Annotated in this window: 10 protein-coding genes; 4 read left to right on the top strand and 6 right to left on the bottom strand. The window is 42.7% G+C overall.

Annotation, left to right across the window (positions count from 1 at the left end; genetic code table 11):
- Positions 1–51 precede the first annotated feature (51 nt).
- Positions 52–6,621 carry a T9SS type A sorting domain-containing protein gene (locus tag ACHKAR_RS02185; protein ID WP_395415980.1) on the top strand — a complete coding sequence of 2,190 codons (6,570 nt, stop codon included), beginning with the start codon at positions 52–54 and terminating at the stop codon, positions 6,619–6,621.
- A gap of 326 nt (positions 6,622–6,947) precedes the next feature.
- Here ACHKAR_RS02185 and ACHKAR_RS02180 read toward each other — a convergent pair whose 3' ends face one another.
- Both ACHKAR_RS02180 and ACHKAR_RS02175 read right to left on the bottom strand, forming a co-directional pair.
- Positions 6,948–7,484, bottom strand: coding sequence for a hypothetical protein (locus tag ACHKAR_RS02180; protein ID WP_395415979.1), 537 nt, complete (start codon positions 7,482–7,484; stop codon positions 6,948–6,950).
- Between the two features lie 134 nt (positions 7,485–7,618).
- Positions 7,619–7,843: a DUF3820 family protein gene (locus ACHKAR_RS02175; protein ID WP_159580357.1), complete on the bottom strand. Its 225-nt coding sequence runs from the start codon at positions 7,841–7,843 to the stop codon at positions 7,619–7,621.
- Positions 7,844–7,938: 95 nt separating this feature from the next.
- Between ACHKAR_RS02175 and ACHKAR_RS02170 the strand changes: the two genes are divergently transcribed.
- On the top strand, positions 7,939–8,736 hold the full coding sequence (locus tag ACHKAR_RS02170; RefSeq protein WP_395415978.1) for a DUF3108 domain-containing protein: 798 nt from the start codon (positions 7,939–7,941) through the stop codon (positions 8,734–8,736).
- Here ACHKAR_RS02170 and ACHKAR_RS02165 read toward each other — a convergent pair.
- From ACHKAR_RS02165 to ACHKAR_RS02150, 4 genes are all read right to left on the bottom strand, one after another.
- Positions 8,733–9,521: a PhzF family phenazine biosynthesis protein gene (locus tag ACHKAR_RS02165; RefSeq protein WP_395415977.1), complete on the bottom strand. Its 789-nt coding sequence runs from the start codon at positions 9,519–9,521 to the stop codon at positions 8,733–8,735. The genes ACHKAR_RS02170 and ACHKAR_RS02165 overlap by 4 nt on opposite strands.
- A 1-nt stretch (position 9,522) precedes the next feature.
- Positions 9,523–10,050, bottom strand: a complete 528-nt coding sequence (locus tag ACHKAR_RS02160; RefSeq protein ID WP_395415976.1) for a YdeI/OmpD-associated family protein — start codon at positions 10,048–10,050, stop codon at positions 9,523–9,525.
- Positions 10,051–10,052: 2 nt separating this feature from the next.
- A complete protein-coding gene (locus tag ACHKAR_RS02155) occupies positions 10,053–10,982 on the bottom strand; it encodes an NAD(P)-dependent oxidoreductase (protein WP_395415975.1) in 930 nt (309 codons plus the stop codon).
- Between the two features lie 329 nt (positions 10,983–11,311).
- On the bottom strand, positions 11,312–11,503 hold the full coding sequence (locus tag ACHKAR_RS02150) for a hypothetical protein (protein ID WP_395415974.1): 192 nt from the start codon (positions 11,501–11,503) through the stop codon (positions 11,312–11,314).
- Between the two features lie 100 nt (positions 11,504–11,603).
- Here ACHKAR_RS02150 and ACHKAR_RS02145 point away from each other — a divergent pair, with 100 nt between their 5' ends.
- Together ACHKAR_RS02145 and ACHKAR_RS02140 are read left to right on the top strand one after the other, a co-directional pair.
- Positions 11,604–12,161: an EF-hand domain-containing protein gene (locus ACHKAR_RS02145; RefSeq protein ID WP_159580346.1), complete on the top strand. Its 558-nt coding sequence runs from the start codon at positions 11,604–11,606 to the stop codon at positions 12,159–12,161.
- 105 nt (positions 12,162–12,266) lie between these two features.
- Positions 12,267–13,451, top strand: coding sequence for an acetyl-CoA C-acyltransferase (locus ACHKAR_RS02140; RefSeq protein WP_395415973.1), 1,185 nt, complete (start codon positions 12,267–12,269; stop codon positions 13,449–13,451).
- Positions 13,452–13,465: the final 14 nt, after the last annotated feature.

The raw sequence follows: 13,465 nt of genomic DNA, 5'->3' as shown, positions 1-13,465 counted from the left end.
TCGAGTGTAAGTTTTGATCTTGCGTTTAGCGAGGGAATAACAGACCTTGATTTGAGCGATATTACGTTGAATTTGGGAGGAGCTACCGTTGGTGGTTCGGGAACGTCAGGTTTAGCAAGTGGGTTTGGAGCTAATGTGAGTATGACCACCGATGTAGCTTACAGTGACTTCACTCTCACAGTTTCCAATGTAGCAGGTGATGGCACTTTGGGTATTACCCTAACGGCCAGTGCGTTTACTGACAATGCTGGTAATCAGCTGTCGGCCAATGCTATTTCAAATACTTTCACTATTGACAATACAGCGCCAACGTTACAGGCAGCTGTCAAGAACAGCAATACGCAGATCAGGGTGGAGTTTAGTGAAGTAGTCCTTACCAATGGTACCAATCCGACTGATTTCACTGTAGTGGATGAAGATGGAACGCCATTTTTAGTTAGTGGACAGGCTGATGGTAGTGCTGGTGACTTGTATATCGTACTCACAGTGGCTGACCTTACCAATGCCGAAGGTGACTTGCTTGTGACCTATACTAATTCAAATGGTGAAATATATGATCCGTCACAAAATCAGGCGCCAACCTCTGGTGCCATCACCATTGATTTAACCATGACCGAGGTGGTGACCTTGGTGGAAAATGCGGCCAATACTGCTGACGGAGATGTAAATGGAGATAAAAAGGCGCTGTACAGAACGTCAGGAGCTTCTGACCCTTCTGCTGAGATTCCGGTAGTGATTACGCCGGCTATTTCAGGGAGTACCATCACCATCTACAGGGATGAAACCATGCTTGACCCGGTTGGAGCTCCATACACCAATGTAACTACCAATATCCAACCTACTGTGGCTGATTTCATGGCAGAGGAAGTGATAGATTTTGCGGGCACGGATGATAACGGAGTGTTTACATTCTATATCACCGAAACGGCTGTTAATGGTGTTTCAAGCGAGGGGCCTTCAGTAAAATATTCAATAGCCTTTTTGGATGATATCACCAATAGTGCCAATGTGACCACTTTTGCTGAGAGCAATGTGACAGGAACCACGCTTACTTTAAGTCACCCTGCGACGAACGATTTATTGATCTCAGGAAATGGTCTTACTAACTTTAGTTATAATTCAGGCGGTACGAGTTCGGTGAAATTCTCACCTATTGCTGCTGGTGCTGGAGTACATACCCTAAAATATCGTTGGGAAAACAATGTGTCTGGAGTTACGGCTTCTTTTAATGCCATCTATATGACGGTTAATCAAACTGAGAATGTGTTTGATCTGAATCGACAAGAGTTGTCATTTCAAAAAGTCATGGGCTCTGGGGAAATCTACCTATACGGCTCTGACGGTGTTTCCGATCCGACTTATGATATCAATGGGGTTGATGGACCTGATGATGATTTCTATTTTCTTGAGGTTTATTACATGGAAAATGGAAGTTCTTTGACTGGTTATGGAGAAGTTGGGATAAGTGAAGCAGATGGAAATATTGTGAATAGGCTAATCAACTATGTGCCAGGTTCCCCGACTGCCAACATTCCAACTTCTGTAGTTGATGGAGATTGGATATTTGATCCATCAGCGTTGGATTCAATTGCAGGGATTCCAAGCCGTGAAGTTGATACATTGAAGTTTGTGTCTGTTTTGAGTCAGGAATCTGATGGAGCGTTGATTGTAAAGGATGAGGCGTTTGTCTATCTCTATCCTAATCCGACAGTAACTTTTGACCATGCCGTAACGGGGCAAAAACTAATCAATGATTTCTATTGTGCCGATGATGGTGATTTCAGAATTCAGGCAAGCATTTATACTTATACTGGAAGTGGAGGAGTCGATTCAACAGGGTATATAACCAATGGATACCTGCTTTACTCGAGCTCAGACGGAGTTGCGCCATATGAGTTATTGGCGGATTCAACATCAACTGGCTCTTTGGGTGTTGTTAATACTTTCGACCCGACAAGCGTTGATCCTGGTTATTATCAGATTGTGTATATATCAAAGCCACAGACTGTCGCAGCAACTACCGATACGGGACGCTTTGAGTTTAGGGTGTTGTCGGTAGCTGAAGCTCCGACCCTGGATTTGGCTTCTAATCCTGATCTGGATGCTATTTCGGCGTTTGATAGTGGAACAGGAGAATATATCATTGAGTATTGTGGAGGTCAGAGTATTGAGGATGTTGTTGTGAGCTCTACAGGAGCCTCCACCGAGTTTTTTAAGTGGTATCTTGATGAGAATGGGAACAATGAAGTAGGAACAGCAAATCTTACTGGGGCCAATGATACCACTTTGAATGTTTTAAACGAATTCTTCGGAGGAAATATACCTAACTCGAGAACCACGGTTAATTTTTGGATTTCTGAACTCTCACATGTGGGGATTACCGGTGCCAATACTACTTCGTTCTCAGGTTGTGAGTCATCATTAAGAAAGGTCGTGGTTGAGATTTATGCTGTCCCAAGCCCAGTAACAATTGTTGATAATATCTTGGCAACAGCTACCAATCAAACAAATCTTGGTAGTGTTAATTTACTTGGAGAGGCGAGCAATGTAAATAGTTCTGGTTATCTCTATGAATATTGTGAGATAGGCGGTAGTTCTGCTAGTCTTGAAACCATAGTAATTAATAGTGGACTTAACAATGAGGATCTGACAGAGACCTATTTTACGATCTATGATGGCGATGCTTCTACAGCCCTGGCGACTTTTGACCCTTCTGATTTGGATGGAAGTAATAATTTGAACCTTGCAGAGCTTGACCTGCTGGGAGCAACAGGCTATGATCCTATAGCTGCGACTTCTGATACATTCTACATATCAAGAACTGATTTTGACAATGCAGTAGGTTCCGATTCTTATCCTTTTACGGGTTGTGAAAGTGATCTGCGCAAATTCATCATCAGTGTTTACCAGATTCCTGCAGCTCCGGTTGATAGTAATTTTAAAGGAGGGGCTGGTAGCACCAGTAGACAAGCTTCGGCTGTGGATAACGAACTGAATTATTACTTATGCTTCGGCGAGGAAGAAGAGTTTATTCAGTTGGAATCTCCGGGACTTACAGGTTCAAAATATACCTGGTATAAGGATGACGGTACCGGTACTGCACCTGGTGATCCGCTCGTGGCTGAGGCGTTTAACGGTCGGTTGATTACCTTGGATGAGCTGGAAGATCAGGGCGTTTTTGATGATTCTGTGAGTGCAACTTATACCTATTGGGTTACTCAAACCAAAAACGAAAATTCATCAACAGACTTCTATGGTTGCGAGAGTGATCCTATGAAAATCATGGTTACCGTATTCCCAGATCCGAGCACCATTGCTTTTGATGAGAGCGGGGTAAGAGAATTGGAGGTAAGCTACTGCGAAGGTGATCTTGGAGGTGTAGGTTTTGATATAACAGCTAATGCGAACGCTTCGTTTGGTTATTATAGTTCGAATGGAGCAGGTACTATTGCTTCTTCAAGGACTTCACTATTTGGAGGGAATATTGATCCTGATGGACAGGTTCAGGTTACGGCTCAATCACTTTTGCTTACGAATGCGATTCAAGGTACTTATTACTTCCTGATTGCTCAAACGAATGATATAGCCCCTAATGGGTCTACTTTCCCTGGTTGTGAATCTGAAGTTTCGGATATGGCATACCTCACTGTTCATGTCTATGATATACCGTTGGCGCCATCGATTGTGGATGCTACTATGGTATATTGTGAAGGTGATGGAATCAATGATGTTGAGGTGTCAGGTGAGGCAGGTTCTACTTTTAAATGGTACTTAGACAGCAATAATGATGGTTTCCCTGATGATGCGTTTAATCCACTCTATACAGAAACTCCATCAGGTACATCATCGGTGGCGACAGCTTCAAATTTAGGTTTGGTTGGAGCCAATGATGGTATTTATAGATTTGTGGTAAGTCAGACTCAGGATATTGCTGCTGGTGTTGACGATTTTGAAGGGTGCGAGAGTGCATATACCAAGTTTAGCGTTACGCTGTATTCTGTTCCGACCGCACCTATTGCCAATACTCCGGCTCCTCAGTGTAACAGGAATGTAACTAGTACGTCTACCATAATCAATTACTCTGGTGTAGAGACCACAGCAGGTGAGACCGTATTTAAATGGTACAATGAGGATGATGTTGAAGTACAGCAAACTACTTTGACCAATCCCGTACTTGGGGGACAATTTTCTGTGAATCTGGAGGGGTTTGTTGGTGATACAACTATTTATGTCAGACAAATAACCAATATCGTAGTGGGAGAATCTTTTGCAGGGTGCATAAGTGAACCTACGCCAATTACCCTCACGGTGGCTCCTGTACCGGTAGTATCTACTCTGGCGAATAATCAAAGAATCGATGTGATTCAGGCTTGCGACGAACAAAATATTATTTTGGAAGTAACTCTGGACAACCTTGATGTTAGCCAGGCTACTTTTGTTTGGTCTGCTGGAAGAACGGCTGCTCAGGCTATTGAGATTGAAACATCAACCCAGACTGATGTAGGGGTCAGGACAAGACGAATTGAGTTTGACCCTAAATCTGTAGGCGCAGACGGACTGGCAGCCGGGGATAATTACTTTGAGGTGAAAGTTACTGACAACAATGCGCCGGCTGGCCTGACAGGGTGCGTTGAATCAGCTTCAATTACAACAGAAATAGGTACAACTCCACAGCCGAAAATGAGATGGGATGGAATTACAGAAGGGAATACGACCACTTTCGTGTTTGGAGATAATAACCCTACTCAAAGTAATAACTATGATATTGCTTTGATTGAGCTGTCCATTCCGGCCTTGGGTGAAGTAGTAACTGTAACTGACATTGAAATTCAAAACAGAAACTCCATCGCGGTTGGGGAGTTCACTTTCCAGGAATCAGGTACTTATGAGTTGGATTTGTTTTATCAATCTACCTCTGGTTGCGTGGCTTCTATTACCCGGTCTATCACTATTTTGGATAGGGTCGTGGTGACTGAGGACATTACCTATGACTTTGAAAATGGAACTTCGGGGTGGTATGCAGATAGTACCACAGTGGATGGTTTTGGAACCCGCTCAAGCCCTGTCTGGGAATTAGGTACTGAGGAAAGTGTGAATTATGCGAGTCCTGCGGATCAGAGTGGAATTAATTCTACTAATTATTGGGCAACTGGATTGAACTCAGCATATGCTTCTGATGAAGATGCCTGGGTTTACTCTCCTGCGTATGACCTATCTAATATGATTCAGCCTACCATTGGTTTTGATCATGCTCGAGAACTTACCTTCACAGATGGTGTGGTGGTTCAGTATTCTACCGATGATGGACTTACATGGATTTTGCTCGGTGATTATACTCGAAATACCAATTCTGCATCTGGTTTGGAGTGGTATAACAGTGAGGAATTAAGTGGTGCTCCTGGGTTGGTAACCTTCAATTCCAGGTCTGACGGATGGACAACCACTTCAGCTTGGAAGTTTTCTGCTCACAAATTACCGTCAAGTTTTGCCGAAGTGAGATTCCGAATTGCCATGGGCTCCACTGCGGGTGATAAAGTGGATAATAATAATAATGTGCTACATGGTTTTGCTTTCGATAATTTTAGAATCTACAACAAGGATAAATTTATCTTGATTGAACAATTCTCAGATTTGGGAGAGTCCAGTCAGGATGTGAGTGCTGAGATCAAGACCCGTATTGATTCAGAGATTAGCAGTGACGCTATCTGGATTAACTACTTCCAGGGAGAAGAGGATGAAGTGAGCCAGCGAAATCAATCAGACCCAGGGGCAAGATCTAACTTTTATGGAATAGATAGTCGACCAAAAAGTTTGCTGTCGGGTAAGAAAACAAGTGACACAGATGTTGTTGGTTGGAGTCTAAATAGTTACAAAGCCAGAGCCTTGGAGGGAGCGCTGTTTGAAATAGGAGACATCATCATCGGTGGAGAATCTGACGAGTTGGTTATTACCACATCGTTTATTTCAAAAATTGACCTGCCTGCGAAGAGTGAAGTGTCCTTCAGATTTGCTGTGATTGAAAAACAGATTACAGATCCGGAAGTCATTGCCGCGAATGGAGGCCAGCCACTTTATAATGTGCTTAGAAAAATGCTTCCGAGTTCAGCAGGATTGACATATTCGGGAGCAGTTACTGACGGCCAGAGTGTATTCTTCAACGGTCAGGAATCCGTGAGTGTAAGCTGGGATATTTCCAACGTGTACGATGTGAATGAATTGAGTGTTGTGGTTTTTGTTCAGGTTGATAACGTAGGTGGTTCTACAGCGAATGAACTTAACAAGTTGATTCTGCAGGCGTCTGAGAGAACGAATGCGGGAGCAGGAAAAGTGGTGCCATTATTAACAGGACTTGATAACAGACTGGAGGACATTCACAATTTCGCGGTGTATCCTAACCCGGCGGATAAGGTCTTTAAGGTGCAGTTTGAGACCGCACCACTCAATGATATGGACTGGATTCTCTACGATCAGGTGGGTCGAGAGGTGATAACCGGAGCAGTGAAATCAGGAGAGCTTGAAATCGAAATTGCCTCCAAGGAGTTGCCAAGTGGTATTTACCTGATTCACTTCTTCAACGATCAGGAGAAATGGGCCCCACAAAGAGTAATGATCAGGAGATAAGAATAGATCGATTGGAAACAAAAAGGCCCGGTGGTAAAACCACCGGGCTTTTCTGTTTAAAATATTGTTCTACCCTGAAATAAGGGATGATCAGGACACAAAAGCGACTGATTGTGATAACATCTAGTGGATCAAGTAACGCTCAGCCTGATTACAACCTGGGCGTTAAATTGTTTATTACCTATCAGGTAGAAGAGAGCGAAAATGACTTACCTGCAAACTGAAATTTTCAAAAGCCCATTAACTATTTTATGAAGGGCCAATATGAGATGTCCTTGGCTATTTCAATATGACTTTCTTCGGTTGATTGAGATATGGATCAAAATCTATTTGATGTGTAAATGATGTACATGTTCCCTGATGTGATCCACTCTTTTCGTGATGTGTTTGATGAATTTGTTAAGCTCAGTTTCTACAATGTAAACCTGCCCATCATAAGAATTCGATCCTATATCGTTTCTCGATTCGGTTGAGTGTTTCTCAATATCACTTCTGGTTGTACATTCTTCATGTAGAAAATGAATAAAGTCTTTCAAGCTATACCCTGTTTCAAATTTGGATATTTCCTTTAGCGTCTTGTCTATTTCCTTATCCTTATTAAATCTTGAAGCCTTTGTTAGGCGATCGTAAAGGACTGAGTCATAATGGTGAATGTCGTTGAGGAGTTGGATCACGCCTATTCGATAGTCCTTGTCTAAGCAGAATTTGGAGAGACCGTCATAGCTATTCAAGTTGTCAGCTTCCAGGTCCCAGTCGTAGCTAAGTTTATCTATTGTAGCACCGAGGGATGTTTGCTCATTTTCCTGGGCTACTGCCAGGTAGGAGACTATTAGGAATAAAATACCAATGCTGATTCGCTTCATATACCGTTTTTGACCTTTTCTTAACAAAATTCGCACCATTTTGAGATTCGACACTCAATTAGTGAAAATTTCAGCAAATATTGAATTTCTAAGGCGGTATTAAAAAAGCTTTTCGATAGAACGTATTTAAAAGGTTACGAGCGGTGTGAAGGATCTTTCAGACCTTTGAGGAGATATTCCAGTCCGTTGAGTTTTATTTCATACATCGTATTGAGTAACATTCCTAATTTCCCTTCGGGAAAGCCTTTTGATCTCAACCAAATTAAATAACGCTCGGGAAGATTGCAAATGGCCACACCTTTGTACTTGCCGTATGGCATCCGATAGCTGGTTAAATCCAAAAGAATTGTTCTATCCATTGATCGAAGATAAAACTATGTAATTGATGAATTGGTAATCAGCCTATATAAATTGGGCTTGGTTTTTGACTGATCTGCGGTAAGCCCAAAAACATATGATAAAATTTAGCTCGTTTATTAGTACTATTCTGTTGTCACTCTTAGCAGTTTCACAGCCCAAAAAGGGCCTTGATTTCCCCCTTGGAGAGCAGATCACATTTAAGATTTCTTATGGGTGGTTTGCTCTGGGTGAAGCCACCATGTCGTTGGCCGATTCGTTGATTGTTCGAGGTGATCAGACTTTTTACCACAGTTATATTGATGCCCACACCATTGGTCTCTTCAGTTGGTTGGGTGGTGTACAGAATGAATACTGGGGTTATGTGAATACGAGTAATTATAAGACCATTGTTTCTGAGAAGCATCTCGATGAAAGAAAAGGGAAGTTTGATCAGTGGAATACATTTGACTATGACAAAATGCAGACCTACGTCAAAATGATGGATTACACTAAGGAATATCCCAAAAAAGAGGTAACTGTAGATCTCAATGATAAATCTTATGATCTGCACGGCACCTATATGTACTTGCGGAGCAAACTTTGGTCTGGATTTAAACCTGGTGAGTCAATACTTCTTAATACTTACTGGGAGGATAAACTCTATGATTTTGGGATGGAGTATGGAGGGAAGGAGAAAATTAAGTTTGACGGCCAAAGGGTAGAGGTTCATAAGTTTTATGGACTCTTTCCCATTTCGCGCACTTTTCCCAAAGAGAAAGCGGTGGTGGTTTGGGTGCTCGACAAAGACGGAATGGGAATCCCTCTGGTAATAGAAGCGGATATGAAAATTGGAAAGGTGAGATGCGAACTCAAGGAGTATTCTATCCGAGGGAACACTCAATCGCTCTTTTAGTGCAAAAAAAGCTTGCCCTCGTTTAATTTATAATGCTCTCCATAAAGCTTTACTTTTTTACCCTCTAAGGTCAAGTGAAACTGACCACCTCTTTTGCTAAGCTGGATGGCTTTCATTTTTGTTTTATTGAGCTTGGCAGCCCAGAAGGGAGCAAGAGCGGCATGTGATGAGCCGGTGGCCGGATCTTCCAGTTGATGTACATGAGGTACCAGCGTCCTGCTCACAAAGTCACAATCATCACCTACTGCAGTTACAGCATATCCGAATATGGGTGATCTTCTCAATATTTCGAAGTTAGGACTCATGAATCTAACAGATTCCTGACTGTCTGTAAGAATGATGTTTTTATTTGAGGTTTTAAAATGTCCAAGTATGGGTATTTTTAGCCCATCCAGAAGATAGTTCTCAATGGTTAGTTCATCAATAACTGGTATGGAGGCCAAGGTGATGTAGCACTTTTCGTTTTCTACTCCTCCTGAAATTATTCCATTTTGGAAATGGATCTCCGTGTCTAATATTCCTTTTTCATAGAGATGGGCCACTGCAGCCAGTGATCCGTGTCCACAAAGTCCAATCTCCTGATCAGGCGCAAACCATCTTACATGCCATTGGTCGTTTTTCTTCCATAAGAAAGTGGTTGCTGGCTGCCAAAGATCGGAGGCTATGGATTGCATTTGGACATTGGATAAGGCATGCTCTGTCTCCACTACTGTACTTGTATTCCCAATAAGTCCATTGTCTTTGTTACTAAAAACCGCATAGGTAGAGAATTTTAATTTATCCATATCAATTGAGTTTTCCTCGCTGATTGTAGTCCTTTATGACCACATTCAATAGCTTAAAGTCGAGTTTTCCATTTCGTTCCTTGAGGTGATGTACTATGGCCAGGGCCTTGTTCAATCTGCTTTCCGGACTTTTCACTTTGCTTACAATGTAGATAAGGTTTCGTTGCTTTCCGGGGGTGAGTTGGTGAAAATACTCATTTCCTTCGGGGTCCTGATCCAGTAAAATCATCAGTTCTTCTGGCATATCCATTCCGTAGGTTGAGTCATCTGGGGATAATTTGACTGTCACTGTATTTCCAATAGCCAAGCCAAGCTTCTTGATGACAACCTGATTGAGGAGTATGTACCAATAATCTTTGTGAGGCATCAAGCCGCTCCGAATACTAGTCGTTTGGTTGATTTCACAAATGATGCGTCTGTTTTCACCCCTGATAAACTGCTCAGCAATTGGTTTGGGTACTGGTAGATGAAGTTCGTACACACTTGCGTCTTTTCCGGAAAATTTACTGAGTGTCGTTTTGAATTCCATTGTTAATACCCCTGGTTAATGTTAACGAAAAGTTGATTCCTAATACCACCTTTCATGGCCTTCACACTCTCTTCGAAACTCTTTCTAATGTCTTCAAATGTGGTCAGTCCAGAGTGATGTGGGGTCATCATCACTCCAGGATGATCCCAGAGCGGTGAATCGGAGGGGAGAGGCTCAGTTTGATACACATCTAAAACTGCTTTTCGCACATGACCATTTTCGAGCGCCCACAAGAGGTCGTCTTCCACCAAAGATTTTCCTCTGCCTACATTCATGAAGAAGGCACCGTTTAGTAGACGAAAGAAAGCCTGGTTCAGAAAGTTTCTGGTGGAGGGAGTAAGAGGTAGTGCACTGATGACAATGTCATAATGTTCAAGGTGAGCTTGAGAAAGATTCTCTATGGTCATGGTTTGATGAAATAGTGGATTGGAAGTACCCGATCCATTAATGCCATCGATTTTTTCAACCAAATGACGAAGTGCGGAAGCGATGCCTTGCCCGACAAAACCTGTGCCCAGAACCAACACTTTCTTGTTATAAAGCACATTGAGGTTGGTACGATCCCACAGGTGTGATCGCTGATTATCATGGGTGGAGACTACCGATTTAAGGTCCTCTAAAACGTAAGCCAGACAATACTCGCCTATGCGCTTGTCCATGTATCCAAGCGTGCGGGTGAGAATAAGATCCCGTTGGATAGTGGGTTGTTTTAGGTAGTCATCTACCCCGGCACCAAAGGCATGAATCCATTTGATCTCTGATAAGTCCAGTTTGTCAAACTGGTAGAAACCCGCAATGGCATTCTTGCCCTGCAGATCTTCCTGAACAAGCGATTCTTTATACACACACCTGGCGATATGACGATAAGAACTATTTACCAGTTCTGCCAGCTGCTGCCCAAATTGCCCGCAAGAAATCATGTCATAGACCATTAGTGATTGATTTTAGCTTTTCATGTGAAGATACAATAAGGGAATAGATCTCTCCGTTGGTTTTACTACAAACAACAGAATAGGTTATGCAAACAAACAGATCAAACAACGTCAGCCAGAGGGCTGCCAGAAGGTATGAAGGGCTGGGTACCTTTCTTATTAAGCTATTTCGTAAACATCTCGGATTGGTAAAGCCGAGCTAAATAAATGGGCAGTTCTGTGCTAAAACTGCCCTAAATCTTCACAAGTCAGGCAGGCATTGGCATAACTGTCATATTCAGCATACCCTGGCCCAGGCTTCCCCATGAGTGTGATGATTTTATCTAATCTTACCGAATTTCCATTTCCAGAAAATAACCTTCCGAAGTATTGTTCAGAGCCGAGAGTTGACCTTTTACGTCATCAACCTTGTGTTGATCATTGAAAAAGTGGATTTTACCGGATGACTTAAGGGTTACTTGTGAGTCACAGTACTCTATGAAATCGGGATCAACAGGAAGATATTTGTCTTTGTAGTTCATGATTCGGGTTTAGAGGATGGTGTGCCTGTTAATTTTGGGTAAATTGTTAGAAATTCTCATTCTTAATTGAGATTATTGTCTATACAAATAACTAGGGTAGATGGTTTCAGAGTTTCAGCGGAAAAAGTTAATTCATTTTTTTGGATTACTAGATTCTCACAAAAATGGATTCCTTCATGCGGATGATTTTTCGGAGATTGCCGAGCGCATAAGAATAGGTCTGGGTTATGAGGCAAATGGGCCCAAGCATATTTGGTTGGCAGAGAAATCTGCTAAGTTCTTTCACGCCCTGCTTCTTGAGATTCCTCATAAGGATAACCAAAAAATCTCACAGGATGAGTGGGTTACCTTTGTGTCAGAGCAGGTGATAGCTCAGGGAAATGAGGATGTGTTGGAAGAATTTCAGGAATTCATCATTGGCTTTTTATTCGATTTGTTTGATGATAACCACGATGGTTATATCTCCACAGATGAGTATGTGGACATGTTTGTGGTATATGGAATAGACATCAAATACTCGGCTAAATCCTTCATTAAACTGGACATTAATAGGGACGACAGACTTTCCAGAAATGAGCTCCTCCATGCTTTTGAAACCTTTCTCCTGTCCAATGAGCCCAACCAACCCGGGAATTGGATTTTTGGAAATTGGGAGTAAAATAGTGTTGTGATCTGTTAAATAGTCCACCCCCTAAAAATTCGTTTCCCGAAGAATTCGCTTCGATGGTTATTTACCTTTCGTCAGAAATAACCATAATCCAAAATGCAAGAAGTATATATTTTATCCCTTTCCAGAACTCCTATTGGCAGTTTTGGAGGTGTTTTATCGAGTCTTTCAGCCGTGGAGTTGGGGGCCTTAGCCATTAAAGATGCACTGAAAAAGTCTGGCCTGGAGTCCTCCGAGATTCAGGAAGTGTTCATGGGAAACGTGATTTCGTCGAACCTTGGTCAGGCCCCTGCGAGGCAGGCAGCGCTGAAAGCCGGATTAGATGTGAATGTACCATGTACCACTGTCAATAAGGTTTGTTCCTCCGGTCTGAAAGCCATAATGCTTGGAGCTCAGTCCATTGCTTTGGGGCAGGCCGATGTGGTAGTGGCCGGCGGTATGGAGAGTATGTCTAATGTCCCATATTATGTCCCCAGGGCCAGGTTTGGTTACAAATATGGTCATGGTACTCTGGTAGATGGATTACAGCATGATGGCCTTTGGGAAGCGTACAACAATTTCGCAATGGGCAACTGTGCAGATTATACCGCCAGAGAGATGAAGATCAGTAGGGAAGCTCAGGATGAATACACCGTACGGTCTTATAAGAGGGTAGAGTCTGCCACCCTTGAGGGAAAATTCAAGAATGAAATTGTTCCGGTGGAGATTCCACAAAGGAAGGGTAATCCTCTGGTGATTACAGAGGACGAAGAATTCAGTAATGTGAATTTTGACAAGATTCCTGCGCTGAATCCTGTCTTTTCAAAAGAAGGTACCGTCACAGCGGCCAACGCCTCTAACATTAATGATGGCGCATCTGCTGTCATTTTGATCAGCAAGCGAAAAATGAAGGAGTATGGATTGAAACCTGAAGCTAAAATTCTTGGATATGCTGATGCTGCTCAGGACCCTCTTTGGTTTACCACCTCACCTTCATTGGCTATTCCCAAAGCTTTGAAAATGGCCGGGATTGAGAAGAGCTATGTTGATTATTATGAAATCAATGAGGCTTTTGCAGCTGTGGCACTGGCCAATATGGAACTGCTCGGCCTGGATGAAGACAAAGTGAATGTCTTTGGTGGTGCGGTGGCCTTAGGGCATCCGCTGGGGTGTTCGGGAAGTAGAATCCTCACCACTCTTAGCTCTGTACTGAGTGATAAGAATGGCCACATAGGCGTGGCTGGCATCTGCAATGGCGGTGGAGGAGCTTCAGCCATGGTGATTGAGAAGGTCATATCCTGATAAAATACCGGGGA

Origin of the sequence: Marinoscillum luteum, from assembly GCF_044005705.1 — a bacterium.
Taxonomy (GTDB): domain Bacteria; phylum Bacteroidota; class Bacteroidia; order Cytophagales; family Cyclobacteriaceae; genus Marinoscillum; species Marinoscillum luteum.
This window is presented reverse-complemented; position numbering and strand designations above follow the sequence as displayed.

Coding starts and splice junctions, on each gene's coding strand:
- ACHKAR_RS02180 (WP_395415979.1), bottom strand. CDS start 7,484: ATGAAGCGAATCAGCATTGGTATTTTATTCCTAATAGTCTCCTACCTG.
- ACHKAR_RS02175 (WP_159580357.1), bottom strand. CDS start 7,843: ATGGATAGAACAATTCTTTTGGATTTAACCAGCTATCGGATGCCATAC.
- ACHKAR_RS02170 (WP_395415978.1), top strand. CDS start 7,939: ATGATAAAATTTAGCTCGTTTATTAGTACTATTCTGTTGTCACTCTTA.
- ACHKAR_RS02165 (WP_395415977.1), bottom strand. CDS start 9,521: ATGGATAAATTAAAATTCTCTACCTATGCGGTTTTTAGTAACAAAGAC.
- ACHKAR_RS02160 (WP_395415976.1), bottom strand. CDS start 10,050: ATGGAATTCAAAACGACACTCAGTAAATTTTCCGGAAAAGACGCAAGT.
- ACHKAR_RS02155 (WP_395415975.1), bottom strand. CDS start 10,982: ATGGTCTATGACATGATTTCTTGCGGGCAATTTGGGCAGCAGCTGGCA.
- ACHKAR_RS02150 (WP_395415974.1), bottom strand. CDS start 11,503: ATGAACTACAAAGACAAATATCTTCCTGTTGATCCCGATTTCATAGAG.
- ACHKAR_RS02145 (WP_159580346.1), top strand. CDS start 11,604: ATGGTTTCAGAGTTTCAGCGGAAAAAGTTAATTCATTTTTTTGGATTA.
- ACHKAR_RS02140 (WP_395415973.1), top strand. CDS start 12,267: ATGCAAGAAGTATATATTTTATCCCTTTCCAGAACTCCTATTGGCAGT.